The 25,500-nt window shown below is 58.6% G+C and carries 26 protein-coding genes; 13 read left to right on the top strand and 13 right to left on the bottom strand.

Annotation, left to right across the window (positions count from 1 at the left end; translation table 11 throughout):
- Nucleotides 1-4 precede the first annotated feature (4 nt).
- The 3 genes from ACR0JF_RS03185 to ACR0JF_RS03175 are packed head-to-tail and all read left to right on the top strand — an operon-like array spanning nt 5 to nt 1,465.
- Entirely contained in the window at nt 5-778 is a 774-nt protein-coding gene (locus tag ACR0JF_RS03185; RefSeq protein ID WP_170482751.1) for a heme ABC transporter permease, read from the top strand.
- Nucleotides 775-933: a heme exporter protein CcmD gene (gene ccmD / locus ACR0JF_RS03180; RefSeq protein WP_170660187.1), complete on the top strand. Its 159-nt coding sequence runs from the start codon at nt 775-777 to the stop codon at nt 931-933. The genes ACR0JF_RS03185 and ccmD overlap by 4 nt, the downstream gene beginning before the upstream one ends.
- Nucleotides 926-1,465, top strand: a complete 540-nt coding sequence (locus tag ACR0JF_RS03175) for a DsbE family thiol:disulfide interchange protein (RefSeq protein WP_170553002.1) — start codon at nt 926-928, stop codon at nt 1,463-1,465. The genes ccmD and ACR0JF_RS03175 overlap by 8 nt, the downstream gene beginning before the upstream one ends.
- Here the strand turns inward: ACR0JF_RS03175 and ACR0JF_RS03170 are convergent.
- The gene (locus ACR0JF_RS03170) at nt 1,462-2,163 is read right to left on the bottom strand and encodes an SDR family oxidoreductase (protein WP_170660186.1); all 702 of its coding nucleotides are present in this window, start codon (nt 2,161-2,163) and stop codon (nt 1,462-1,464) included. The two genes, ACR0JF_RS03175 and ACR0JF_RS03170, sit on opposite strands and share 4 nt — an antisense overlap.
- A gap of 143 nt (nt 2,164-2,306) precedes the next feature.
- Entirely contained in the window at nt 2,307-4,997 is a 2,691-nt protein-coding gene (acnA, locus tag ACR0JF_RS03165; RefSeq protein WP_170660185.1) for an aconitate hydratase AcnA, read from the bottom strand.
- Nucleotides 4,998-5,218: 221 nt separating this feature from the next.
- Here acnA and ACR0JF_RS03160 point away from each other — a divergent pair, with 221 nt between their 5' ends.
- Nucleotides 5,219-5,920: a DUF1223 domain-containing protein gene (locus ACR0JF_RS03160; RefSeq protein ID WP_170660184.1), complete on the top strand. Its 702-nt coding sequence runs from the start codon at nt 5,219-5,221 to the stop codon at nt 5,918-5,920.
- On the opposite strand, the gene ACR0JF_RS03155 is transcribed toward ACR0JF_RS03160, so the two are convergent.
- The 4 genes from ACR0JF_RS03155 to purB form a co-directional block, all read right to left on the bottom strand.
- Nucleotides 5,921-6,844 carry a lysophospholipid acyltransferase family protein gene (locus tag ACR0JF_RS03155; RefSeq protein ID WP_170660183.1) on the bottom strand — a complete coding sequence of 308 codons (924 nt, stop codon included), beginning with the start codon at nt 6,842-6,844 and terminating at the stop codon, nt 5,921-5,923.
- An 84-nt stretch (nt 6,845-6,928) separates the two neighbouring features.
- Nucleotides 6,929-8,014 (bottom strand): flagellar motor switch protein FliG, encoded by a 1,086-nt coding sequence (locus ACR0JF_RS03150; protein WP_480668885.1) that lies wholly within the window; start codon nt 8,012-8,014, stop codon nt 6,929-6,931.
- 77 nt (nt 8,015-8,091) lie between these two features.
- On the bottom strand, nt 8,092-8,640 hold the full coding sequence (locus ACR0JF_RS03145) for a tetratricopeptide repeat protein (RefSeq protein ID WP_170660301.1): 549 nt from the start codon (nt 8,638-8,640) through the stop codon (nt 8,092-8,094).
- 174 nt (nt 8,641-8,814) lie between these two features.
- Complete coding sequence (gene purB / locus ACR0JF_RS03140; protein ID WP_170458892.1) at nt 8,815-10,119, bottom strand: adenylosuccinate lyase; 1,305 nt, start codon at nt 10,117-10,119, stop codon at nt 8,815-8,817.
- A gap of 117 nt (nt 10,120-10,236) precedes the next feature.
- On the opposite strand from purB, the gene ACR0JF_RS03135 reads away from it, so the two are divergent.
- From ACR0JF_RS03135 to ACR0JF_RS03120, 4 genes are all read left to right on the top strand, one after another.
- Nucleotides 10,237-10,665, top strand: a complete 429-nt coding sequence (locus ACR0JF_RS03135) for a DUF6314 family protein (RefSeq protein ID WP_170660181.1) — start codon at nt 10,237-10,239, stop codon at nt 10,663-10,665.
- 72 nt (nt 10,666-10,737) lie between these two features.
- Nucleotides 10,738-11,325 carry a biotin transporter BioY gene (locus tag ACR0JF_RS03130; RefSeq protein WP_170458888.1) on the top strand — a complete coding sequence of 196 codons (588 nt, stop codon included), beginning with the start codon at nt 10,738-10,740 and terminating at the stop codon, nt 11,323-11,325.
- A 140-nt stretch (nt 11,326-11,465) separates the two neighbouring features.
- Entirely contained in the window at nt 11,466-12,023 is a 558-nt protein-coding gene (locus ACR0JF_RS03125) for a hypothetical protein (protein WP_170660180.1), read from the top strand.
- 9 nt (nt 12,024-12,032) lie between these two features.
- Nucleotides 12,033-12,368, top strand: a complete 336-nt coding sequence (locus ACR0JF_RS03120; protein ID WP_170466084.1) for a hypothetical protein — start codon at nt 12,033-12,035, stop codon at nt 12,366-12,368.
- Between the two features lie 12 nt (nt 12,369-12,380).
- Here the strand turns inward: ACR0JF_RS03120 and ACR0JF_RS03115 are convergent, their stop codons facing one another.
- Entirely contained in the window at nt 12,381-13,595 is a 1,215-nt protein-coding gene (locus ACR0JF_RS03115) for a bifunctional alpha/beta hydrolase/OsmC family protein (RefSeq protein WP_170466086.1), read from the bottom strand.
- Between the two features lie 216 nt (nt 13,596-13,811).
- On the opposite strand from ACR0JF_RS03115, the gene ACR0JF_RS03110 reads away from it, so the two are divergent.
- Nucleotides 13,812-14,003, top strand: coding sequence for a hypothetical protein (locus ACR0JF_RS03110; RefSeq protein WP_170466089.1), 192 nt, complete (start codon nt 13,812-13,814; stop codon nt 14,001-14,003).
- Nucleotides 14,004-14,010: 7 nt separating this feature from the next.
- Here ACR0JF_RS03110 and dddP read toward each other — a convergent pair whose 3' ends face one another.
- Nucleotides 14,011-15,351: a dimethylsulfonioproprionate lyase DddP gene (dddP, locus tag ACR0JF_RS03105; protein WP_170660179.1), complete on the bottom strand. Its 1,341-nt coding sequence runs from the start codon at nt 15,349-15,351 to the stop codon at nt 14,011-14,013.
- 124 nt (nt 15,352-15,475) lie between these two features.
- On the opposite strand from dddP, the gene ACR0JF_RS03100 reads away from it, so the two are divergent.
- Nucleotides 15,476-16,219 (top strand): heme-dependent oxidative N-demethylase family protein, encoded by a 744-nt coding sequence (locus tag ACR0JF_RS03100; protein ID WP_170660178.1) that lies wholly within the window; start codon nt 15,476-15,478, stop codon nt 16,217-16,219.
- 36 nt (nt 16,220-16,255) lie between these two features.
- Here the strand turns inward: ACR0JF_RS03100 and ACR0JF_RS03095 are convergent, their stop codons facing one another.
- From ACR0JF_RS03095 to ACR0JF_RS03075, 5 genes are all read right to left on the bottom strand, one after another.
- On the bottom strand, nt 16,256-17,152 hold the full coding sequence (locus ACR0JF_RS03095) for a hypothetical protein (RefSeq protein ID WP_170747494.1): 897 nt from the start codon (nt 17,150-17,152) through the stop codon (nt 16,256-16,258).
- Between the two features lie 199 nt (nt 17,153-17,351).
- Nucleotides 17,352-18,143 (bottom strand): lytic murein transglycosylase, encoded by a 792-nt coding sequence (locus tag ACR0JF_RS03090; protein ID WP_170553052.1) that lies wholly within the window; start codon nt 18,141-18,143, stop codon nt 17,352-17,354.
- Between the two features lie 63 nt (nt 18,144-18,206).
- A complete protein-coding gene (locus ACR0JF_RS03085) occupies nt 18,207-18,851 on the bottom strand; it encodes an MSMEG_1061 family FMN-dependent PPOX-type flavoprotein (protein ID WP_170660176.1) in 645 nt (214 codons plus the stop codon).
- A 103-nt stretch (nt 18,852-18,954) separates the two neighbouring features.
- Nucleotides 18,955-20,361, bottom strand: coding sequence for a type I glutamate--ammonia ligase (glnA, locus tag ACR0JF_RS03080; protein WP_170374049.1), 1,407 nt, complete (start codon nt 20,359-20,361; stop codon nt 18,955-18,957).
- A gap of 33 nt (nt 20,362-20,394) precedes the next feature.
- The gene (locus ACR0JF_RS03075) at nt 20,395-20,733 is read right to left on the bottom strand and encodes a P-II family nitrogen regulator (RefSeq protein WP_170325301.1); all 339 of its coding nucleotides are present in this window, start codon (nt 20,731-20,733) and stop codon (nt 20,395-20,397) included.
- A 169-nt stretch (nt 20,734-20,902) separates the two neighbouring features.
- Here ACR0JF_RS03075 and ACR0JF_RS03070 point away from each other — a divergent pair, with 169 nt between their 5' ends.
- The 3 genes from ACR0JF_RS03070 (at nt 20,903) to tig (ending at nt 25,495) form a co-directional block, all read left to right on the top strand.
- The gene (locus ACR0JF_RS03070) at nt 20,903-22,546 is read left to right on the top strand and encodes an NAD(P)H-hydrate dehydratase (RefSeq protein WP_170660175.1); all 1,644 of its coding nucleotides are present in this window, start codon (nt 20,903-20,905) and stop codon (nt 22,544-22,546) included.
- Nucleotides 22,547-22,854: 308 nt separating this feature from the next.
- A complete protein-coding gene (locus ACR0JF_RS03065) occupies nt 22,855-23,979 on the top strand; it encodes a porin (RefSeq protein WP_170660174.1) in 1,125 nt (374 codons plus the stop codon).
- Nucleotides 23,980-24,163: 184 nt separating this feature from the next.
- Nucleotides 24,164-25,495, top strand: coding sequence for a trigger factor (gene tig, locus ACR0JF_RS03060; RefSeq protein ID WP_170660300.1), 1,332 nt, complete (start codon nt 24,164-24,166; stop codon nt 25,493-25,495).
- The last annotated feature ends 5 nt before the right edge of the window (nt 25,496-25,500 follow it).

Raw genomic sequence — 25,500 nt, 5'->3', positions numbered from 1 at the left:
GGCCATGTCTATCGCAGCCAAAGCCAACGCCCTCTGGGAATATGCCAACCCGCGCAAGTTTCTTGCCACCAGCGAGCGTGTCTTGCCCTTTTTCTGGATCACCTCGGTGGTTTGCATCGTGGTCGGGTTGGTCTGGGGCTTCTTCTTCACGCCCGATGACTTCCGGCAGGGCTCGACGGTCAAGATCATCTACCTGCACGTCCCATCGGCACTGATGGCGATCAATTGCTGGCTGATGATGTTGGTGACATCGCTGGTCTGGCTGGTGCGCCGCCATCACGTCAGCGCTCTGGCCGCGCGTGCCGCCGCACCTGTGGGCATCGTGATGACCCTAATCGCATTGGCGACCGGGGCGATTTGGGGCCAACCGATGTGGGGCACCTGGTGGGCCTGGGATCCACGCCTGACCTCGTTCCTGATCCTGTTCCTGTTCTATCTCGGCTACGTCGCCTTGTGGGAGGCCATCGAGGACCCAGACACCGCCGCCGACCTGACCTCGGTCCTGTGTCTTGTGGGATCGGTCTTCGCGATTCTCAGCCGTTATGCGGTAAACTTCTGGAACCAGGGGCTGCATCAGGGGGCCTCGGTCATGCGGGCCGGAGCGGTCACGGGAACGGATACCGAAGAGAAAGTCAGCAACGTGTTCTTCTATCCATTGCTGACCTGCATCATTGGCTTCGTTCTGCTGTTCATTGCATTGGTTCTGTATCGCACCGGCACCGAAATCCGTGCGCGTCGGGTCAAAGCGTTGTTGGCACGTGAAAGGGTGGGCGCATGATGCCTGATCTTGGAAAATACGCGGACGCTGTCTTGTCTTCTTATGCCGCTTCGATCCTGCTGCTCGTGGTGCTGGTCGTCTTCAGCGTGATCCGGGGTCGCAAAGTGCGAGCCGAGATGGAGAAAATCGAACAAAGGATGTCGCGCAATGGCTAAGATTTCGCCTTTGATGGTCGCGCCGCCGCTGATCTTCGGTGCTTTTGCCGTTCTGGCCGGGATCGGAATGTTCCGAGACGACCCCAACGCCCTGCCATCCGCCCGCGAAGGGCAACCCGCCCCTCCGGTCGTCCTGACCGAGTTTCCTGGCAAAACGCCTTTCGACGACGCGACCTTGCGGGACGGGCAGGTCAAGCTGGTCAACTATTGGGCCAGCTGGTGTGCCCCCTGTCGGGCAGAACATCCAAACCTTGAGGCGCTGTCGAACGAAGGCATCCCGGTCTACGGTGTCAACTACAAAGACAAATTGGACAATGCGCAAAGCTTTCTGACTGAACTCGGCGATCCCTATACCGGCATCGGTCGCGACGAGCAGGGCCGCATGGCTTTGGATTGGGGGCTTTACGGCGTTCCCGAAACCTATGTGATCGACGGGGAGGGCACCGTGATCCTGCGTTTCGCCGGTCCGATCACCCAACGTGTGATCGAAAGCACGATCCGCCCGGCGCTTGAAAAAGCGGCTGGCGGTTAGAGCCTGTAGCCACCGGTCACAGCCAAGGTCTCACCCGTGATGAATGCGGCGTCGTCTGACGCCAAGAACCGCACGGCCTTCGCGATATCGTCGGGCTTCCCAATCCGCCCTATGGCCGTGTTCTCGACGAACAAGGCGGTCAAGTCTTCGGGGCGCGGGTCTTCGGGGATGTTGATCGCCCCCGGTGCCACAGCGTTGACCCGAATACCCTGAGGCCCAAGTTCCTTTGCCATCCCGCGTGTCCACAGGTTCAGGGCTGCCTTGCTTGCCCCATAAATCACCGCGTCTTTCGGTGGCAAAACGGCGTTCATCGAGGAAATGCTGATAATCGCCGCGCCGGGTTTCAAATGGGGCAGAGCAGCCGCCAACAAAGCAGCGGGGACCAGCAGATTTAAATCCACAATGGAGCGATGATCTTCCCAGTCAAAATCCTCTTTCGGTGTAGACCGGACCAAACCCGCATTGTTCACGATCACGTCCAGCCGTCCGAAACGTTCCACAACGTCGCGTATAGCCGCTTCAGGCTGTCCGTCCTGCGTCAGATCGGACCGTATCGGTTGCAAACTTTCCCCTTCCAACACCGGATCGGGTTCGGTTGACAGCCACGTGAAAGCAACACGATGATCGCGCCGTAGGTCTTCCACGATGGCGCGCCCGATCCCCCGCGCGCCGCCGGTTACCAAAGCCACTTTCTCCATACCAACCTCCTGCGCACGGTTGATAGTCCACTCAGGACACAATCAACTTCTTCTGTTCAAAAATACCTCGGAGCGCGAGGCAGAGCCTCGCTTAAAAAAGGACGCCGTTCGGCGTCCTTTTCAGTCTGTGGATCAACACCACGTCAACCCGCCTTCGCGAGATTTCGCAGCACATAGTGCAGAACACCGCCGTTCTCGATGTATTCGATCTCAGGGGCTGTATCTATGCGGCATTTCAGGGTGATGGTCTTCTCGGTCCCGTCGCCATAGGTGATGGTGCAGGGCACCTCCTGCAGCGGCTCAATCGTGTCCAGACCGTGGATCGAGACCGTCTCATCCCCCTTCAACCCAAGCGTTTTGCGCGTGTCTCCACCGGTGAACTCAAACGGAATCACGCCCATGCCAACGAGGTTTGAGCGGTGGATGCGCTCAAAACTTTCGGCAATCACGGCTTTGATACCCAGCAGAGCGGTCCCCTTCGCGGCCCAGTCACGGGAAGAGCCCGCGCCATACTGCTCACCGCCAAAGACGACCAGAGGGGTGCCATCCGCCTGATAGGCCATCGACGCGTCATAGATCGAGGTTTGCTCGCCGTTCGGCCCTTTGGTGTATCCGCCTTCGACACCATCCAGCATCTCGTTCTTGATGCGGATATTGGCGAAAGTGCCGCGCATCATGACCTCGTGGTTGCCCCGGCGCGAGCCGTAGGAGTTGAACTCACGCGGCTGAACCTGCCGGTCCATCAGATACTTGCCCGCAGGCGAGGTTGTGGCAAACGACCCGGCCGGTGAGATATGGTCGGTTGTGACCATATCGCCCAAGATCGCCAGCACCTTGGCCCCTTCGATGTTCGAGATCGTGCCCGGCTCAGCCCCCATGCCCTGAAAATAGGGCGGGTTCTGGATATAGGTCGAGGTCGGCGGCCAGTCATAGGTTTCCTGCTGTGGAACCTCGACCTCCCGCCACTTTTGATCGCCCTTGAAGACGTCAGCGTATTTGGACTGGAACGCCTCGCGGGTGACGGTTGCCTCGACCAGTTCGGCGATTTCGCTCTGGCTGGGCCAGATGTCTTTCATGAAGACATCATTGCCGTCCCGATCCTGACCGATGGGTTCGGATGTCAGGTCGATATCCATGGTTCCTGCCAGCGCGTAAACAACGACCAGAGGCGGCGAGGCCAGATAATTGGCGCGCACATCCGGCGAAATCCGCCCCTCGAAGTTGCGGTTACCCGACAGAACTGAGGTGGCGACCAGATCGCCCTCGGCAATCGCTTCGCTGATTTCTCGCTGAATCGGGCCAGAGTTGCCGATACAGGTGGTGCAGCCATAGCCCACAAGGTTGAACCCGATCTTGTCCAGATCGTCCTGAAGACCTGCGGCCTCAAGATAGGCCGAGACCACCTGCGAACCTGGCGCTAGCGAGGTCTTCACCCATGGCTTGCGGTCCAGACCCAGCGCGGCGGCCTTGCGGGCAACCAGACCCGCTCCGATCATCACATAGGGGTTCGAGGTGTTGGTGCAGGAGGTGATCGAGGCGATCACGACCTTGCCCGATTCCATACCGTAATTCTCGCCCTTGACTTCGACCTGCTTGCCCATCGGACGTTTGAAGGTCTTCGCCATCTCGTTCAGGAACGCGGCCTTCGCTTCCGTCAGCGCCACATAGTCCTGCGGACGTTTCGGCCCCGAGATGGCAGGAACGATGGTGCCCATATCCAGCGACAGGGTGTCGGTATAGATCGGCGCGTAGTTCTCATCACGCCACAGCCCGTTTTCCTTGGCATAGGCTTCGACCAGCGCAAGACGGTCTTCGTCGCGCCCGGTATTGCGCATATAGCGCAGGGTTTCGCCGTCGATTGGGAAGAAGCCGCAGGTTGCGCCATATTCGGGGGCCATGTTGGCGATCGTGGCACGGTCTGCCAAAGGAAGGCGATCCAGACCTTCGCCATAGAATTCGACGAATTTACCCACCACGCCCTTTTCCCGCAGCATCTCGACGACTTTCAGCACAAGGTCCGTACCGGTCGTGCCCTCGACCATCGCGCCGGTCAGTTCAAAGCCCACGACCTCGGGGATCAGCATCGAGATCGGCTGGCCGAGCATCGCTGCCTCTGCCTCAATCCCGCCGACGCCCCATCCCAGAACGGCCATGCCGTTGACCATAGTGGTGTGGCTGTCGGTGCCCACGAGGGTGTCGGGATAGGCAACCTCTTCGCCATTCTGATCAGTATCCGTCCAGATGGTTTGGGCCAAATATTCAAGGTTCACCTGATGGCAGATGCCGGTGCCGGGCGGTACGACGCGGAAATTGTTGAACGCGTTCTGACCCCATTTCAGGAATTGGTAGCGTTCCATATTGCGCTCATATTCACGGTCCACATTCATCTGGAACGCACGCGGGTTGCCGAACTCGTCGATCATGACCGAGTGGTCGATGACCAGATCCACCGGGTTTAGCGGATTGATTTTTTGCGCATCTCCGCCCAAAGCTTTGATCCCATCGCGCATCGCCGCCAGATCAACCACGGCAGGCACACCGGTGAAATCCTGCATCAGCACGCGGGCAGGGCGATAGGCGATCTCACGCGGGTTCTTGCCCCCGTTTTCGCCCCATTCCGCAAAGGCCTTGATGTCGTCTACAGAGACAGAGAATCCGTCATCCTCGAATCGAAGCATATTTTCCAGCACCACTTTCAACGCGGCGGGCAGCTTGGAGAAATCACCCAGACCGGCCTCCTGAGCGGCGGGGATGGAGTAGTAGGAAATGGTTTTACCATTCACGCTCAGGCTGCGGCGTGTTTTGGCGGTATCCTGTCCGGTTTTGATAGGCATCCTGTGGCCTCCCTCTCAAATAACTTGGAAAATGGGATTCGCTGCGGTTTATCTTGATCACGTTTGTCCGGGGTTCAAGCGTCAGTTACTGACAAGATGAAGGTGTATACTGTGGTATGCAAATGAAGGGCAGGGGACCGCCTCGTCTCAAGAAACCTTGATTGGAGCTTGAAGAGCAAAACGTTTATCCGTTTTACAAGATTTTCAAGCCGAGGGGACTCATGTTCAAATCCGCCCTAGCAGCCGCCATTCTATCCGCCTGTGCCGCCTTTTCAGTATCGGCGCAAGAGGATCCGGTTGTGATTGAGCTGTTCACCTCGCAAGGGTGTTCGTCCTGCCCCCCGGCGGATCGGCTTTTGCACGAGCTGATCAAGCGCGATGACGTGATCGGGCTGGCGCTGCACGTGGACTACTGGGATTACATCGGCTGGAAGGACGAATACGCCATTCCTGATCATACGTTGCGGCAGCGGGCCTATGCCCGCAATGGTGGCCGGTCGATGATCTACACGCCACAGATGGTGATCAATGGGCGGCACGACGTGGTTGGCGCGCAAGTGCAGGAATTGGATCGGTTGATCAAGGCGCATCTGATCGCCGCGCCCACAGCCGAAGTCGAAGCCGAGCGTTCGGGGCAAGAGGTGAAGGTGCGCGTGACGCCGATCGACTTGCCAGCTGGGGATACCTACGACGTGCGGATCGTCCAATACACGCCACTACGCCACGCCTCGATACGGCGTGGAGAGCTTGCGGGCCATGATCTCGACTATGCCAATGTGGTGGAAAGCTGGCAGATGGCCGGGCGCTGGGATGGGGTCAATGAGCAGGCGTTTGCAGCACAGTTGGATTCGGACCTGCCAGCGGTTGTTTTGGTGCAACGGGCAGGTCACGGGCCGATCATCGCGGCCGCGCATGTGAAGTGATCAGGGCATATCTTCGGGCTGAACGCCAAGTCCGTTCCAGGCCTTCCAGCGGCGGTGAATCCAGAACCATTGGCCCATATGCTGGCGCACCATTTGTTCCAGATCGTCGTTGATATGCTGCGTCATGGTTCTGGGGTCGGAATGTGGCACCGGGTCGTGTAACACAATCTCGAAATCCAGACCGTTGGGTTGGCGTACTGCATAGCAGGGGATCATGACCGCATTGAACTTCATCGCAAGTTCGGCATTCAGGAGGGATGTGACGGCGGGTTTGCCAAAGAACATTAACTCCTCCCCGCCATGAACGTGCAGGTCCGAGACGATAGCGATCATTTCACCCCCTTTGAGGGAGCGCACCATCTCAACCATCCCACGCCGGCCCTGTTCGAACATGGGTGAGCCGGTTTTGTAGAAGGCTTTGACATAGGCCTCGTTGAAATAGGGGTTGGCCATGCGACGGTATAGGCAGCCTATTGGGCGCCCGCTGCGGGCCTGCAGCGCGATTCGCGCTGCCAGGTAGTGGCCGAAATGCGCGGCGATGATCATGACCGGTCGCCCTTCGGCGGCAGCGGCATCAAAAGCAGCCACACCGGGGCCGGACAGCTTGGCGTTGCGTTGGCGCGCTGTGAACCCCTCGGGTGAGAAGTGCTCCATCATGGCCCGACCTGCATTATCCGAGACCTCAGCCGAGATACGGTTGATCTCACGCTCTGACAGCTCGGGGCAGGTGAGTTTCAGGTTGTCTCGGACCCGTTTGCGAAACCCAACCAACGGGGCCAATCCGCGCACCAAGGTCCCCATTGCCGCGATGCGGGTCCCATAGGGCAGCAACCGCATGCCACCGATCACGCCTTTCAGGAACAGACTGGCGACATAGTATTTCCCAAGCTCAAACCGGCTGAGCTCTGACTTTTCGACAGGCATGGAGGTGTCTCACGGCGTGTTGCGTTTTGCTGGGCCAGACATACAGGCCCGGCCCGGCAAGCTCAAGCACTCTGCCAGTTGAGGTCAGTCTTCGTCTTCTTCCGGCTCGACCAATGTCAGCGTGCCATCGTCCACCAAGGTGCGGATTGCGCCTACGATCTCGGTCATCGCCTCTTCGGCCTCGGACTGTTTCACTCGCCCTCGCTCAGCCATTTCTTCGCGAAGATTGTCCGCCATACGAGAAGATATGTTGGAGAGGATAAACTCGACCGAGGCCTTGTCATCATCGGCGGCGGCGCCGGTCAACGCGGTTACAAGGCTGGCCTGTTCGACTCCGCGCAGAATGGTGGGCACATCGCGCGTGGCGATACGGGCCGGGATGTGCGCGAAGGTAAAGATGGATTGACGCACGATATCCGCGAATTCGGCATCCTCTTCGTTCAGGGCCGTAAGCAACCCATCGCGGGTCGAGGCTGCCGATTGGTTCAAGATGGCCCCCACGCGCGCTCCGGGGCCATCGGAGAAGGCCTGCGACGGGCGTTGATCCAATTGAGCAGCCAGCGACCACCCGATCCGTTCCACCGCTTCGGGGGTCACATTGGCTGTTTTGGAGATCGCATAGGTGATGCGTCGTGCAATGGGGCCGGGTAGGTGCCCCAGCAATTGCGCGGCTTTGGCCGTGTCGAGCTTGGACAACATCACGGCGGCCACCTCGGTACTTTCTGCCTGAGCCATCTGGGCCAGATCCTCGGCTGAAACCTCTCGCAGTCGCTGCCACGGATCGCCGATTTGACGTACGCCGGCGATCTTACGCAATCGCGCTGCGGTGGCGGGGGCAATCTTGCCGTTTACCGCATCCAACTCTCCAGCGAGTCCATGGGGGAAGGACAGGCCTACGCTATCCAGCGCATTGCCGAACTCCTGCGCAACCGCATCCAGCGTCACACGGTCTACAAGGCCCATCTGACCCAGTTGATGCGTGAGTGTTTCCTGCAATTCGTCGGGCAGTTCTTCTAGTGGAATGTCCGCCCCTTCATTCAGCAACAGACGCACCACGATAGCGGCCTTTTGGCGATTGCTAAGAGTGCGTGGGACGACGCGGGGCGCGTCGTCCGCCTGACCTGCGCCCGAGGGCTGAGCCCCCGGTGCCACCTGAACCAAAGTATTCATGTCCTGCATCTGCCTGCGGTGCCAAAGTTGCGTTACACAGGTAGGTTAGCGGGAATCAGGTAAAGAAAGGTTGAACCTCAGTAGTTGTAGGTCAGCCCGGTCTTGATGGCCTCGCGCAGAGACGCCTCGGCCCAGGTGCCTTCGCCGCCACGTGCCTTGATTTCGCGCCATTGGGCGATGGCCAGATCAGTTTTTCCTTCAGAAACGAAGCCCTGAGCCATATAGCTGCGCGCCAGAAGGTTATCGGGGTTTGTGGCGATGGCCTGCTCGTAATATTCGTTTGCCAGCTCAATGTTGCCCATCTTGCGATGCGTGAAGCCCCAGTAGGTCAGAACACGGTCATCGCTTTGATCGCTCATGACGCGCAGGATGCTCTGGGCGTTTTCCAACTGACCATCATAGGCCAGCTCGCGCACGGCTTCATAGAGGTCCTCATCGGTGAAATTCGTCGCGCTCGGTTTGACGCAGCGCCCGCGGTCTTCGCTCCAGACCCGACCGAACAGGCATTTCTTGGTCGTGTTGGTGGGCTTGGGGGGATTGGCACCGCCGCCACCGGCCGCGTGGGCCGCGATGGGGGAAAAGGCGAAAGAGGTCAGTGCAATCGCGGATGCAAGAAGAATGCGCATAGTTTTAACTCCGTGGTCAGGTCTGCTCATTGAAATCATAGTGTGATCTTCAAAAAAGCTAACACCGGAGCTTTTCGATTTATTCACAAAGCAGACAGAATTTTTGTTCACGAAGTGCGTGATGATGCAAAAAGCGCCCGGTTGATGAGGGGCCGGGCGCTTTTCTGGGATGGTTTATTCGCCGAAGACACGCTCGAAAATCGTGTCGACATGCTTGGTGTGGTAGCCCAGATCGAATTTCTCTTCGATCTCTTCCACGCTGAGGGCAGCGGTGACCTCGGCATCGCCCAGAAGTTCGGTTTTGAAGTCCTTGCCTTCTTCCCAAACCTTCATCGCGTTGCGCTGAACCAAACGGTAGGCATCTTCGCGGCTGACACCGGCTTGGGTCAGGGCCAGCAGCACGCGCTGGCTCATCACCAGACCGCGGAACTTATTCATGTTGGCCAGCATGTTTTCCGGGTAAACGACCAGCTTGTCGACCACGCTGGTCAGGCGCGACAGCGCGAAGTCCAGCGTCACGGTGGTATCAGGGCCAATATTCCGCTCGACCGACGAGTGCGAGATGTCACGCTCGTGCCACAATGCCACGTTCTCCATCGCGGGTACGACGGCCATGCGGACCAGACGGGCCAGACCGGTCAGGTTTTCAGTCAGAACCGGGTTGCGCTTGTGCGGCATCGCCGAGGAGCCTTTTTGGCCTTTCGAGAAGAACTCTTCGGCCTCGAGAACCTCGGTCCGCTGCATGTGGCGGATTTCGATGGCGATGTTCTCGATACTGCTGGCGATGACGCCCAGAGTTGCAAAGAAGGCCGCGTGGCGATCACGCGGGATGACCTGAGTGCTGATCGGCTCGGGCACCAGACCCAACTGGTCGCAGACATGCTCTTCGACGCGCGGGTCGATGTTTGCAAAGGTGCCAACTGCGCCGCTGATCGCGCCGGTGGCGATTTCGGCGCGCGCGTCACGCATACGAGACAGGTTGCGGTCCATCTCGGCGTAGAAGCGGGCGAAGGTCAGGCCCATCGTCGTCGGCTCAGCGTGGATGCCGTGGCTGCGGCCGATGCGAACCGTGTCTTTGTGTTCGATGGCGCGGCGTTTCAGAGCAGCCAGCAAGCCTTCGAGGTCTGCGATCAGAATATCGGCGGCGCGGGTCAGCTGCACGTTGAAGCAGGTATCCAGAACGTCTGAGCTGGTCATGCCCTGATGCACAAAGCGGGCCTCTTCGCTGCCCACATGCTCGGCCAAGTGCGTCAGGAATGCGATGACGTCGTGCTTGGTGACGGCCTCGATTTCATCAATGCGGGCCACGTCGAATTCCACGTCCTTGGCTTTCCACACCGCGTCGGCGTTTTCACGCGGGATCACGCCCAGATCAGCCATGGCTTCGCAGGCATGCGCCTCGATCTCGTACCAGATGCGGAACTTGGTTTCGGGCGACCAGATGGCAACCATCTCGGGGCGGGAATAACGAGGAATCATTGGCAGCAGGACCTTATTGTGATTTGGCAGAGAGCGTTGCGGCGGGGTTTAACGCCGCAGGCGTATGGGAACAAGGCATGAGTGCCCGATTGCGGCGATCTGGCCGGGATAGTGAAAATGACGACTGCACCGACAACATTGTCCGATTTCGAAGGGCGCTGGCGCCTGACGCGCACGATCCACGATGCGCGGGCCGGGCAGGTCGTGCAGGCTGAGGGAGAGGCCCAGCTGCTGCGATCCGAGGACGGGCTGATCTACACCGAAGAGGTGACGCTCAGCATCCCCGGCCAGCCTCCGATGAAAGGGACCCGCAAGTATTTATGGCGCGACGGCGGAGATCGCGTGTTGATCCATTTCGACGACGGGCGGTTTTTCCATGCCTTGACGCTGGGCAAGCAAAACGCCTCGGACCACCATGATTGTGCGCCTGACAGTTACGATGCGGTCTATGATTTCCACGACTGGCCCCGCTGGTCGGTGCAATGGACGGTGAGTGGGCCGCGAAAATCCTACGAAATGACCACAGACTATGCTGCGGTAGCGTAATCATGTTGCAGTTTGAGCGCTGACAAGGCATTGCTGGTGCAGAAATCTTGGTCCGAATTGGGAGAAGTTAAGATGAATGTAAACGTTCTGGCCAATGCGTTTGGCCCGCGTGAAGGTACGGCGCTGCTTGTAAAGCAGGTTGTACTGGTCGCTCTGGGCATCGTGGCCCTGGCGGTTGCCGCGAAAATCAAAGTGCCGATGTGGCCTGTTCCGATCACCATGGGCACCTTTGCCGTTCTGACCATCGGCACCGCCTATGGCGCACGTCTGGGTCTGATCACCATGCTGGGCTACCTGCTGGTCGGCGCGCTGGGCTTTGACGTATTCGCAGGTTCCTCGGCCGAGAAATTCGGTCTGACCTACATGATGGGCGGCACCGGCGGCTATCTGGTCGGCTACCTGATGGCGACCGTTCTGCTGGGCGCTCTGGCCGCGCGCGGCTGGGACCGCTCGGTTACCAAACTGGCACTGGCGCTGTTGCTGGCCAACGTTCTGATCTACGTACCGGGCCTGCTGTGGCTGGGTCAGCTTTACGGTTGGGACAAGCCGATCCTGGAATGGGGTCTGACACCGTTCCTGCTGGGCGATGCAATCAAGCTGGGTCTTGCAGCCCTGCTGATCCCCGCCGTCTGGAAACTGGTTGGAGACGCGCGCAGCTAAGCGCCTGAGCCTGCTGAAATTCTAACCCGCGCCCCGAGATCCGAGGCGCGGGTTTTTTCTTTTCCAGGCAAGGCGGTGCTGGACAAGAGCGACCGTGGCGGGCCAATCTGCGGTCAGTGAAATAATTAGGCAATTGAGATATGCATATTCGTTTAAAGACGGCTCTGGCGGCCTGCGCGGCCCTTTGGGTCTGGGCGGCTGTGCCAGCTGCCGCAGATACTCCGGTGACTTATACCGACGCCGGGCGTGCGCTCTTCAGCTTTGCGGTGCCGGACTTCTGGGTGCTGCGTACAGGCGGGCCACGCGACATTGAAGACACGGAGCTGGGCGACCCCCGCGCAGTAGCGCGTGTGATGGGGTTCAAGCCGGTCACGGATGACTCGGTCTGGATGGGCTTTGTCTCGCCGGCCGGAGTTAACAGCATTCAGGACGGGTTGCGGTATCTGGAGGATATCGACAAGTTTCTGGTGAATGATCCCACGGTCACCAGCACCAGCGACACTCGGATTACAGGGCTGCCCGCCAAAGTGATCCGGGGCACCGGCACGCGAGACGGAGGCGTAAGTTTCACCGCCACCATCATCGATCTGCCCCGTGGGCGCGTTGCGATCGCCGTGACGATCCTGCGCAACGGGGCCGATCCTGCCTATGTAGATGATCTGAACGCCGTGTTCGCGTCGTTCCGGTCGTTGCAATAGGAGGCTCAGATGAGACGTAAACTGATGAAGCGATCCGTTCTTGTGTTGGGTCTGGGGATTTCAAGCCTGACGTTGGCGGCCTGTGATGGCGTCAGCGTCGGGGTAGGGGTCGGATATGGATATGACCCCTTCTACGACTCGATGCTGTGGAACGATTATTACCACGACGTGGATGTGGATATCGATATCGACCGTCCGGACAGGCCGGATCGACCGCCGGTCAATAGACCTCCGGCACGTCCGACGCCGCCGATCGCGAAGCCTCCGGCGCGCCCACGGCCTCCGGTTGCGCGGCCGCCAGCAGCACGGCCTCCGATCCATCGGCCCGCGCCTCGTCGGGGCTGAGAATCGTCAAGCTCAGGGGAGGAGTTCGGTCGTGATATGTGCCGAACCCTCCAACGTGCGATGCACCGGGCATTTGTCGGCGATTTCCAGAAGACGGTCGCGCTGGGCCTGATCCAGAGGCCCCTCAAGCCGAATCTTGCGGCGGAACAGATCGACCTTGGCATCGCCGTTCAGCCCCGCATCCTGCGCGTGGACTTTGTTGTGACAAACATCGACCGACACACTGGTCAGCGGCCACTTCTTGCGCCGCGCATACATGCGGATCGTCATTGACGTGCAAGCCCCAAGCCCCGACGAGACAAAGCCGTAGGGCGACATACCGCGATCCGTGCCGCCGTATGATACGGGCTCATCCGCGACGACGTGATGGCGCGGTCCGACTTGGATATCCTGCAGGAAGCCATTGGGATCGGCCTCGGTCACTCGGACAACACCCTCAGGCGCGCCCGGTGGCGGGGCAGGTGGGCGGAGTTCGATATAGCGCGAAACCCATGCTGAAATAACGTCAGCGGCATATTCGGCGTCTTTGGCCCGCGTGATCAGGTGATCGGCATCGTCGAGCGTCACGAAGCTTTTGGGATGTTTGGCCGCCATGAAGAGCGTGCTGGCATTGTCGATGCTCACCGTCTCATCCCGCGGCGCGTGTAGGATCAAGAGCGCGGCCTTGAGGTCGGCAACCGAGGGGGTCAGCGCAGCCTCCGAAATATCATCGACAAAGGCCTTGCCGATGCGGAAGGGGCGACCGCCCAGAGAAACCTCGGCGCTGCCCTCTTGTTCGATCTCGGGCAGGGCCTGTTCGAAATGGTGCGAGACGTGTCCCGGATCGGCTGGCGCACCAAGCGTTACCACCGCCTTGACCGAAGGAATGCCTGCCCGCGCGCGCAGAACCGCAGCGCCCCCGAGGGAATGCCCGATCAGCAGCGTAGGGGCCATGTCTCGGCCGGCAAGGTAGTGCGCGGCCGCGATCAGGTCTTCGACATTCGAGGTGAAGGTTGTGTTTGCGAACTCGCCCTCGGAATGGCCCAGCCCTGTGAAATCAAAACGCAAAACGGCAATGCCCATTGCCGCCAAACGGGCCGAGATCCGACGCGCGGCAGGAATGTCCTTTGAGCAGGTGAAGCAATGCGCAAACAGAGCGGTCGCCAGGACGGGTCCTTCCGGCAGGTCGAGTCGCGCAGCCAGACGACCGCCGTCGTGACCGGCAAAAGTGATGCGTTCGGTGGGCATGGCAGTTCCTTGGATTTCGGTATGGGATCAATAGTGTGCAGTTGTGCCGGATGTCTCAACCCCATTGTAGGAAGCGTCACGGGAAGGTGAGCAAAAACCAGTGAATATTTCGGTATTCACGAAATGTGATGATACACACATCAAATATTCGTTTTCATAATTGATCTCTTCCCCCCATCTTGCAGTTGTCACACCAAGCAAGACAAGGAGACCGAGATGACACATACAGCATGCGCCCCACGCCAGCATAACCTCCGCGCTGATCTGCTGATCCTCATCGCGCTCAGCGCTGTATTGGGCTTTTCACTGGGCCAGAATTGGGAAAGGACGACCCCGACCATTGTCGAAGCCGCCCTTCCATCCGAGGATTGGCACGGGAATGTCCGGCGCTCGACCTGGCCGGACTGAGTGCTTACTACAGCCCCATCAAGCGGGCATCAAACGGGTATTTGGTCAGGTTCTCATAGCCGTCTTCGGTGATCAGAACCTGATCCTCTAGCTTGATCGAAAAGTCCCCGCCGACCTCACCAACAGCGGCCTCGACGCACAGGACCATGCCAGGTTCGAGCGCGTAGTCATAGGCGCCCGCGACCGCTTTGTCCGGGTAAGCGACCAGAGGCCATTCATCGCACAGACCGACGCCATGCATCAGGCAGCCGTATTTCTGGGCCTGGAATTTGTCATCCAGCTTGTGCGCATTGGCGGTAAGCTCAGGGATCATGACGCCGGGTTTCAGCATCTCCATGTTGGTCATGATATGCTCATGCGCGTGCTGCATGGCGTAGACCATGTCCGGGCGCGGCTTCTGGTCACCGATCCACCATGTGCGTGAGATATCTATGCAGATCCCGTATGAACCGACCAGATCGGTATCGAAGGCGATGATCTCGTTCTGTTGTGTGATACGCGGACCACATTCCTGGAACCACGGGTTGGTGCGCTGACCCGAAGCCAGCAGGCGGGTTTCAATCCACTCGCCGCCGCGACGGATGTTCTCGGCGTGTAAAACCGCCCAGATGTCATCTTCCGAAGTCTTGCCATCCCCAACATTTGCGCGGGCGAATTTCTCCATCTCGGCCACGGCTGTTTCACAGGCGTGGCTGGCGCAGCGCATGGCCAGAATCTCATCCGGGCCTTTGATGGCGCGGGTCTTCTCGGTTAGCTCTTCGCCTTCCATTACCGCGAAACCCTGCGCCTCAAGTGCGCGCAGACCGTGCAGCATAATCTTGTCTACGGCCAGACGCTTGTTGCCGCCGCTATGTTCCTCGATCAGGATCCGCACCTCGTTCGAGAACACATCGGCTGCGACATCCACCTTGTCGCCTCGGTCGAAATAGAACAGGTCCGCTCCCGAGCGCTGCTCGCGCACAAGCGGGTTGAATTCGGACAGGAAGGGTGAGTTCTTGTAGTCCCAGATCACCATATACCCGTCAGCGCAAAGCAAAACGGCCCGGAATGGGTTGTGGGTGTTCCACAGCTGCATGTTCGTACTGTCGGTTGCATAGCGGATATTGAGCGGGTCAAAAATCAGCAACCCGCCATATCCACGATCCACAATGGCTTGGGTCAGACGCTTCCAGCGATGCTCACGCATACGCTCCAGGTTGGGCAGGGCCAGCCCGGTCGCGGCCCATTCCTCAAAGGCAAGCTGGGTGGGCCCGATTTCGATTCGGTCATTGTCATTCGGCGTACCATCGCCGAGCGTTGCGCCTCGGGTCGGGTCAATTTTACGCGTGTCGCGGTAATGCTGGTTCATGACTGGCCTCTGCTGGTTCACCCGAGAGGTATCAAACTTCGGTCTGGGGTGTCCCAGAAGAATACGACGGATTCTTGGTCGCTTTTTTGCCGACAGTCGGTCAGGCCAATGATAAGCGGATGGCATGGTTGCCATTTTACAGTCCAGTATCCCATACGATCCTAGCCAAACCCGTGCCTTGCCAGGCATTCAGCCCACCGATATGTCGGAATGGTTGCACCAGGACGATGCATTCGCTGCGCAGATGGCGCACCGTGCCGCCCTGTTGAAAAACCGGCGGGACGATGTTCTGACCCTGTCCCCCGAGGCGGAGCCAGCCGCGCAGGAGTTGATACAGCTTGTTCTACGTCAAACCTACCCAGAGGCGACTGACTGCGCATTGCGCCCGGATGGCGTGCGTGTGCCGATTGATTTTGCAAACCCGTTGGATACGCTGTGCAATCTGGTGCAAGAGGATTTCTGCATCCTCCAGAAACACGGGGATGAGCATGTTCTGACCGGTGCGATCCTGTGCTTTCCGGCCAGTTGGCTCTTGCGTGAAAAGTTCATGCGGCCGTTGGTTGGAATTCATGTGCCCGTGGACAGCTATGATGACAATATCGCTCGTCGCGTGCAGCGTCTGTTTGACGGGATACAACCGGGGCGACCACTCTGGCGGTTCAATGCCCTATGGTACGACGACCCCGAGCTGCACCAGCCCCGTAGCGCCAGCGATCGGCGTGAAATCCGCGATCATGGTCGCGCCCCATATTTGCGTAGCGAACGTCAGACCCTTCTGCGCCTGCCGGAAACGCGCGCAGTGGTGTTTTCGATCCATACCTATGTTTTGGCCGCAAACCAGATGCCAGAAATGGAAAACCCCGCCTGACGGCGGGGCCTCCAAGGAGGGTCTTCGGTAGTTGGGTTACATGCCGAGCGCGGTGGCGACATCGGCAAAGGCGTTGCTGGCGTTCAGCGCCACGATGGCAAAGGTAAAGACCAGAACCTGAGTGTTCAGGCGGAAATCCTCGCCCCGGATCAGGTTGACCGCGGCCATCGACACAGCGATCGGAGCAGACATGCTGGCGACGACACCCGTCAGGCACCAGCTGCTCAGACGCAGGGCGTCGCTGGGGCGGTCGGACGTGTCCTCTTGCGGATCAGGCGTTGCCTGCGCCACCGGGTCATCTTCAGTGCGAAAGGCGATGCTCAGCAATTGCTCATCGGTCAGTTGGATGGGGCGGGGGGCAGGTTTGGCAATCTCGGACTCTTCGGGTTCCGGATAGTTCAACCCTGCAAACTGTCCGCTGACCGACTGAAAGATCTGTTTGCGATTTCTGGGTTTGGTCGGTGCGAGCGTGTCAAAGGCGCTCATGAACTGCTCGACTGTCAGAACCGTATGAGGCGACAGCCATTCCACCCGCTGGGATGAGCAGATGTCGACCATGCGATACAGGATAACCACCAACATCAACTCCGAGATTTCGGAATCATCCAGCAAAGGGGACACTGGGGAGATATTGATAACCAAACGGTTGCGAGGACGCGACGCAGACGGCCTAACCAAGGTCTTCAGGCCGGCGGCACGATCCAGGCGCTCATGCCGGTCGTCGGGCTGCAGCTCCTCGGTCTCGAGCGTCAAACGAACGAGATACTGGCTGCAGACGATGCTGGCCTCTGTGTTGCTTAGCAGGGCCTTGCGCTCAACGAGGTGGCCGTAGTCTTCTAAGGTCGCAGCGACAATTGTTCCGAAACGCTCGACCGCGCCGTCGGTGTCGCCTGCAAACTGCAAGCCGCCATGATAGCTGTGCTTTTTGGTCACTGCGCATTCCTTTGCCGCAAGTCGTCTCGGGCATCATTCTAAAGCGCGATGTGGGGCAGAATTTGACGAAATTACAAAAAAATCGAAATTCAGATGGATTGACTACGCTTTGGAAACCAAGCGATTGAGGCTTTTTCCGTGCAACTATGGCGATATTGTGGCTGAACTGTGAGGGGCGCGCGGCGGGATCGCGGCCGGGCTATCCATCGATTCGGGCAGCCATTATCGCGATAGATTGCTGGTAGACCGAGGCGGCGTTCCACTGTTGGATAACCTTGAAATTTGGCTGCCCCGGCTGGTAGCCGCGACCGGGTTTCCAGCCTTTCTTGCGCAGGAAATTGGCGGTTGAGGCCAGCGCATCCGTCATGTTGTAGAAGTCCACACGCCGGTCCCCAGTGGCATCGACACCGTAGGTCAGCGCGTTGCCGGGCAGAAACTGGGTGTGGCCCAACTCGCCATGTTTTGCCCCCTTTGTCGCCATGGTGATACTACCCTGATCAACCAGCTTCAGTGCCCCAATTGCATGGGGAATAAAGAACTCGGATCGGCGACAATCATAGGCCAGAGTGGTTATTGCTGACACAACCTGACTGTCGCCCATAAAACCCCCAAAGCCGGTTTCCATACCGTGGATGGCGATCAGAACCCCGGCGGGAACTCCATATTGACGTTCCAACGCGGCGTAGAACTCCGGGTTTCTGGCCTTCCGTTTGCGTCCCTGCGCAACAATGGTGTCGGCCCCGCGCACACGCATGAATTTATCCAGCGAGTATTTGAAGCTTTTCTGGTTTCGATCCGCGGCAATGGTTCCGGTCGCATATTGCGTCTGTGCAAGGGCTTGCAGGCCCTTCTTCTTCACCCCGGATTTCTTGGCCTGCTTGGCGAAATCGGCTTTCCAGGCCTCGAACCCGGCACTGGTGTTCCCACAGGGGGCCGCGAGACCAAGCGTAGGTGCAGATAGGGCGAGCGTCAGGGTTAGAATGCGCAACATCAGGTCAATGTCCTCATACAATCTGCATCAAGGCTAAACGCCAGTTCCTGCTTCGCAAAGGGTTTAATACAGGTCCAACTCGCCTGCTTGCTTGAGGTCTTCGAACCATTCATCGGGGGTTTTATCGATCTTGGCGTGTTTGACCATCATCGCGTTCATATTCGGCAGGTCTGAGGAGTCAGGCCAGTTCTCCGGCTGCCAGAGGTTGGAGCGGATGACGCATTTGGGGCAGTGGGCAAAGGCGGTTTCGACATGGACCAGCAGCGCCAGCTTGGGCGCTTTGCCTTTGATAGCCATGGTCCCCAAAAGCGTTTCATCGGCACAGATACGCGCCGTACCGCGAAGGCGCAGCGTCTCCATCTTGCCGGGGACGAAGAAGATCACACTGACGCGTGGGTCCTTCAGAACGTTGTGAAAAGTGTCGACGCGTTTGTTGCCGGGTCGGTCTGGAATGGCGAGCATCTGGTCCGAGATGACACGCACGAACCCTTCGGGGTCGCCACGCGGAGAGATATCGAGATACCCGTCCGGGTTGGCTGATGCGATCAGGCAGAAGGTGGACCTGTCGATGAAGTCCCGGCACATCTGATCCAGAGCCGACAGTTCCTTTGCGATGATCTGAGGCAATGGCGCACCGGTAATGCCTTCAAGCTGCTCAGCCGAAGTCACATATTCGGTGAATTGCACGAACGGGTCATCGGGTGACATGCGCTCTCTCCCAACCTGTTTTGACGGCCAGTTTGAAAGATCACGCCATATGAGACAAGGGCGCCCGAATGGACGCCCTTGGAATGGTAGGTCTGCAACCGGCTTAGCAGCTGTAGTACATGCCGTATTCTACCGGGTGCGGTGTGTGCTCGTAGGTTTCGACCTCTTCCATCTTCAGTGCGATGTAGCCGTCGATCTGGTCTTTGGTGAACACGTCGCCCTGCAGCAGGAAGTCGTGATCGGATGCCAGAGCTTCCAGAGCCTCACGCAGCGAACCGCAAACGGTCGGGATGTCGGCTAGTTCTTCGGCAGGCAGATCGTACAGGTTCTTGTCCATCGCTTCGCCCGGATCGATCTTGTTCTTGATGCCGTCCAGACCAGCCATCAGCAGCGCAGCAAACGCCAGATAGGGGTTGGCAGCTGGGTCAGGGAAGCGAGCCTCGACGCGCTTGGCTTTCGGGCTTTCGGTCCACGGAATACGGACACAACCCGAACGGTTACGGGCCGAGTAGGCGCGCAGAACAGGTGCTTCGAAGCCCGGGATCAGGCGCTTGTAGCTGTTGGTCGACGGGTTGGTGAAGGCGTTCAGAGTCTTCGCGTGCTTCAGAACGCCGCCAATGAAGTACAGTGCTTCGTCCGACAGGTCGGCGTATTTGTCACCAGCGAACAGAGGCTTGCCGTCTTTCCAGATCGACATGTTCACGTGCATGCCGGTGCCGTTGTCACCTGCGATAGGCTTCGGCATGAAGGTGGCCGATTTGCCGTAGGCATGTGCAACGTTGTGGATGACGTATTTGTACTTCTGCAACTCGTCAGCTTGCTTGGTCAGGCTGTCAAAGATCAGGCCCAGCTCGTGCTGACAGGACGCAACCTCGTGGTGGTGCTTGTCCACTTTCATGCCCAGACGCTTCATAGTCGACAGCATTTCCGAACGCAGGTCTTGTGCTTCGTCAACTGGGTTCACGGGGAAGTAGCCGCCCTTGACGCCCGGACGATGGCCCATATTGCCCATCTCGTACTCTGTGTCGGTGTTCCACGACGCGTCGGTTGCATCAACTTCGTAGGATACCTTATTGATACTGTTCGAGAAACGGACGTCGTCGAACAGGAAGAATTCGGCCTCTGGGCCCATGTAGGCTACATCACCGATGCCCGAGGATTTCAGGTAAGCTTCAGCTTTCTGAGCGGTGCCGCGCGGGTCACGCTCATAGGCTTCGCCGGTGTCGGGCTCAACAATCGAGCAGTGCAAGCAGATGGTCTTTTCTGCATAGAACGGGTCGACATAGGCGCTTTCGGTGTCGGGCATCAGTTTCATGTCCGACGCTTCGATCGACTTCCAGCCCGCAATGGACGAACCGTCGAACATGAAGCCTTCTTCCAGGAAGTCTTCATCTACCTGGTCGGCCATGATGGTCACGTGCTGAAGCTTGCCGCGCGGGTCGGTGAACCGGATGTCGACGTACTCTGCGCCTTCTTCCTTGATCAGCTGAAGAACTGCGTCCTTGCTCATTCTCTTGATTCCTCTGAGTTGAAGATGGGTGTGTTAAAGGGCTTCCGAACCGGTCTCGCCGGTACGGATGCGAATGGCTTGCTCGACAGGCGAGACAAAGATCTTGCCGTCACCGATCTTGTCGGTTTTCGCGGCCGAGACGATGGCTTCGATCGCGGCGTCAACCTGATCATCGTCTAATACGACCTCAACTTTTACTTTTGGCAGAAAGTCGACGACATATTCCGCGCCGCGATACAGCTCGGTGTGACCTTTCTGGCGGCCAAAGCCTTTGACTTCGATCACGCTGAGACCCTGGACACCAACGTCCTGCAGTGCCTCTTTCACTTCGTCCAGTTTGAACGGCTTGATGATCGCTTCGATCTTTTTCATTCCGGCTCACCTTGCATGGTTGTCTGAGGTGCAGTGATCACGTCTAAAGGGATGCAGCAATCCGATTGCGCGCTTCGGCGTGATCTGGTGCATTGAAAAAAGGCGTCTGGTTAAATTTTGATCAGTTTGCACAAAAAGTAGTCGAAATTGAATCGCATGAGGATTTGAGATGGTTGATTTGCTGACGGCTGCGCAGATGGGTGCGCTGGAACGGGCGGCTATCGACTCGGGCGAGGTGACCGGGCTGGAGCTGATGGAGCGCGCTGGTCAGGGCGTTGTGGATGCGATCTTCGAGGAATGGCCAGAGCTGAGGGATCGAGGGACCAGCCCCTCGAGCTCCCCGGAATATTTAAGGCCAGATGAAGGGGATCCTTTGCGCGCCATGGTGCTGTGCGGACCCGGGAACAATGGGGGCGACGGGTTTGTTGTGGCGCGGTTGCTTCGACAGCTTGGGTGGGCGGTTGAGGTGGTCTTGTTTGGTGACCCGTCAAAACTGCCTAAGGACGCGCGGACGAATTATGAGCGGTGGGGTGGACCAACACGCGCGGCGGCGGATTTGGGGGGCGAGGATTTGCGCCACCCGGATGCGTCGATTGATGCGCTGTTTGGGACAGGGTTGGCGCGGCCAATCGATGATCCTGCGCTTTGGGAGCTCCTTTGGGCGCATTATGATGCAGCAGATGCCTGGGCTTTGCTGCGGCAGGGGCGCGGTACAGGTATCGTGCCGCCGCGGACGGTTGCGATTGATCTACCCTCGGGGCTTTGTTCAGACTCAGGAAAGGTTTTGGGGGGTGCGTTTCCGGCACATGGCCGGCGCTGTGCCCGCTCGGCCCTGACGGTCACGTTTCATTCGCGCAAACTTGGGCATGTGCTGGAGGATGGGGCGTCCTATTGCGGGAAGCTGGTCGTCAAGGATATCGGGCTTAAGGGTGAGCCGAGCGCGCCCGAGGTGGTGACGGCGGTTCAGCAGCCGTCTGGCGAGGAGTTAGGGAAGGGAGCGCCAGGCCACAAATACGCGCATGGGCATGCTTTGATTTTGACGGGTGGGTTAGGAAAAACCGGAGCTGCGCGACTTTCGGGGCGGGGGGCGTTACGGATTGGGGCAGGGTTGGTGACATTGGGTGTGCCGCCCTCGGCGCAGATGGAAGTGGCCTCTCAGATCACGACCCTTATGATGAAGCGGGTCGAAGGAGGAGATGATCTGCGTGACATTCTGGCGGATCATCGATTGAACGCTTTGTGTCTTGGCCCCGGACTGGGCGTTGTGCGGGCGGCGGATCTGGTACCCGTTGCCCTCGCGGCGCAGCGCGCAACGGTGTTGGACGCGGACGCGCTGACGGCATTTGCCGAAGACCCCTCGGCCTTGTTCGCTCAGCTACATGAGGCGTGTGTTCTGACGCCTCACGGCGGCGAATTTGCGCGGCTGTTTCCTTATATTGCCGAGAAGCTCTCCGCCCCACCGACCCGTGGTCCCGCCTTTTCTAAGGTGGATGCAACGCGTGAGGCTGCAAAGCGTGCGGGCTGTGTGGTGCTGTTCAAAGGGCCAGATACAGTGATCGCCGCCCCGGACGGGCGGTGTTCGGTTCATTCGGCGCAGTATGAGCGCGCGACACCTTGGCTGGCGACGGCTGGGTCCGGGGATGTGTTAGCCGGTTTCATCACCGGATTATTGGCTCGGGGGTTCGACGCGATGGGCGCGGCGGAGACGGCGGCGTGGCTTCATGTGGAATGCGCGCGCCACTTCGGTCCCGGATTAATCGCTGAAGATCTGCCTGAGGTCTTGCCTGATGTTTTTAAGTGTATGAATATGTAAGTGCGTCTTGCGCGACCGGGATGCGAAAATCACATCTGATCGCGCGTTCGTTACAGGAATTTCCCTGTGCGCGTAGCGGCTATTTGCTGCGCTCATGAGAAGCTGTTGGATTTTTCTTGGGGGCAGCCCGTTGTTTTTGCGAGAAGGCAGTTAGATGATTGAATTAAAACAACTTATCTTGATTGCACCAAGATGTTCTATTGCGGATTCGTCACCTTCTTTCGGCGTAGGGCGCGCGCCATTGGAACGGCTCGGTGTGGTTAACATGTGAGCAAGACCAAATAACAAACCCTTTAAAGGTGAGTGACATGACCCTTAACCTGAAAACCTCGTCTGCTGCCGCGCTTTTCGCGGCGACCACGGCCATTCCAGCTGCAGCTGAGCTAAAATACGAAAACAATAGCGGCGGATATGTAGAGCTCTACGGGCAGTTCAACCCCGCGCTGATCTCAGTTGACGACGGACAAGACACCGAGACACGTTTGCTGGACAACGACCTGTCCAACAGCCGTGTCGGCTTGCGCCTTATGCAGCCCTACGGCAGCAACGAATTTACGTTTCGGCTCGAAACCGGACTAGGGCTGCCAAACTCGAGCGAATGGAACCAGCTGGGCACGGATTTCAGCGGTTGGACGCGGGAAGATATCCGTCACGTGGATTTTGCGCTGAAGGGCGGTTACGGCAAGTTCTCAGCGGGGCAGGGCAGCATGGCTTCGGACGGAGCGGCTGAGACGGACCTGTCTTATGTTGGAACGGCGCTCTATTCGTTCACCAACGATGAAAACTCGGGCTTCTTCTATCGCGGAACCGATGGGGTACTCAGCGACATCACGGTAGGTGACTCCAGCAGCAACTTTGACGGTGGCCGCCGGACGCGCGTGCGCTACGATACGCCTGACTTCAACGGGTTCAGTGCAGCTGTCGCCTATGGTGAAAACGCGCTCTCCAGCAGCGACGATGACACGTATTACGACTTTGCGATCGCGTACAACAACACCTTTGCCGGTGGCGTCGAGTTTGCTGCCAGCGTGGCCTATGCCGTGCGAGATTTCGACAATGTATCGGGTGAGCGCAAGGATACCATAGGATCTGCCTCGGTTCTGCTGCCCAGCGGGTTTAGCTTTACCGCTGCTGCAGGGTCGCGGGACGACACCGCAAGTGGCGCATCGGACCCAAGCTTCTGGTACGCAAAAATAGCATACGAGGGCGAATGGGTGGCCTGGGGTAAAACCGGTGTGGGCATCGACTACTACGATGGCTCAGACTTCAACAATGACGGGTCGGACACCAAAGCATGGGGTATCGCTGTCGTGCAGCGGATCGACTCGATCAACACGGATGCCTACCTGAAATACCGCAACCACGATTTCGAAGATGGGACTTCGTTCGACAAGAACGAAGCCTGGGTCTTGGGTGCGCGCTGGCAGTTCTGATCAGCGATAGATGTTTCACAAAACGCTCCGGTTCACGCTGGGGCGTTTTTTTGCTGGTGAAGATGGTAAAACCGGGGTGATCCGGGCATTGCCCCCTTGCACGTGGGCGGCTGGGCAAATAGAAGGCGTCAAATTTGCCCGGCGCGCCGTTTTGCGCGCCCCGAATCCTATGGGGACTACCATAATGCAGGTTACCGAGACGCTGAACGAAGGTCTGAAACGTGGCTACAACATCGTTGTGACCGCAGCCGAGCTGGACGACAAGGTCAACGAGAAACTGACCGAAGCGCAGCCCGAAGTCGAGATGAAGGGTTTCCGCAAAGGCAAGGTGCCGATGGCGCTGCTGAAAAAGCAGTTTGGCCAGCGTCTGCTGGGCGAAGCTATGCAGGAAACCATCGACGGTGCGATGAACAAGCACTTTGAAGACAGCGGCGACCGCCCTGCGCTGCAGCCCGAGGTCAAGATGACCAACGAGGACTGGAAAGAAGGCGACGATGTCGAGGTCGCGATGTCCTACGAGGCGCTGCCGGAAATCCCCGAGGTCGACCTGAAATCGGTGGAGCTGGAAAAGCTGGTTGTCAAAGCGGACGACGCAGCCGTTGAAGAAGCGCTGAACAACCTGGCCGAAACCGCGCAGGACTTCAAAGCGCGCCGCAAAGGTTCGAAAGCCAAAGACGGCGACCAGATCGTGTTTGACTTTGTCGGCAAGGTTGATGGCGAAGAATTCGAAGGTGGCTCGGCCGAAGACTACCCGCTGGTTCTGGGCTCCAACAGCTTCATCCCCGGTTTCGAAGAGCAACTGGTTGGTGTGAAAGCCGAGGAAGAAAAAGACGTCAACGTCACCTTCCCCGAGGAATACGGCGCCGAGCATCTGGCCGGTAAAGACGCTGTCTTCACCTGCACCATCAAAGAAGTGAAAGAGCCGGTAGCAGCCGAGATCAACGACGAGCTGGCAACCAAATTCGGTGCCGAGGATCTGGAAGCCCTGAAGGGCCAGATTTCCGAGCGTCTGGAAGCCGAATATGCCGGTGCTGCGCGCGCTGTCATGAAGCGTGGTCTGCTCGACGCGCTGGACACCAAAGTGTCGTTCGACCTGCCTCCGTCGCTGGTTGAAGCCGAAGCCAAGCAAATCGCACACCAGCTGTTCCACGAGGAAAACCCGGATGTGGAAGGTCACGACCACGGCGAGATCGAGCCTTCGGATGAGCACAACAAACTGGCCGAACGCCGCGTGCGTCTGGGCCTGCTGCTGGCAGAGCTGGGTCAGAAGGCCGAGGTCGAAGTCACCGATGCCGAGATGACTCAGGCGATCATGAACCAGGCGCGTCAGTACCCTGGACAAGAGCGTCAGTTCTTTGAGTTCGTTCAGCAGAACGCACAGATGCAGCAGCAGCTGCGCGCGCCGATTTTCGAAGACAAGGTCGTCGACTACGTGTTCGAACTGGCTCAGGTCTCTGACAAAGAAGTCAGCAAAGACGACCTGCAAAAAGCCGTTGAGGCACTGGAAGAGGAATAATCCTC

The sequence above is a fragment of the Ruegeria sp. BG11 genome (assembly GCF_056538565.1).
This window is presented reverse-complemented; position numbering and strand designations above follow the sequence as displayed.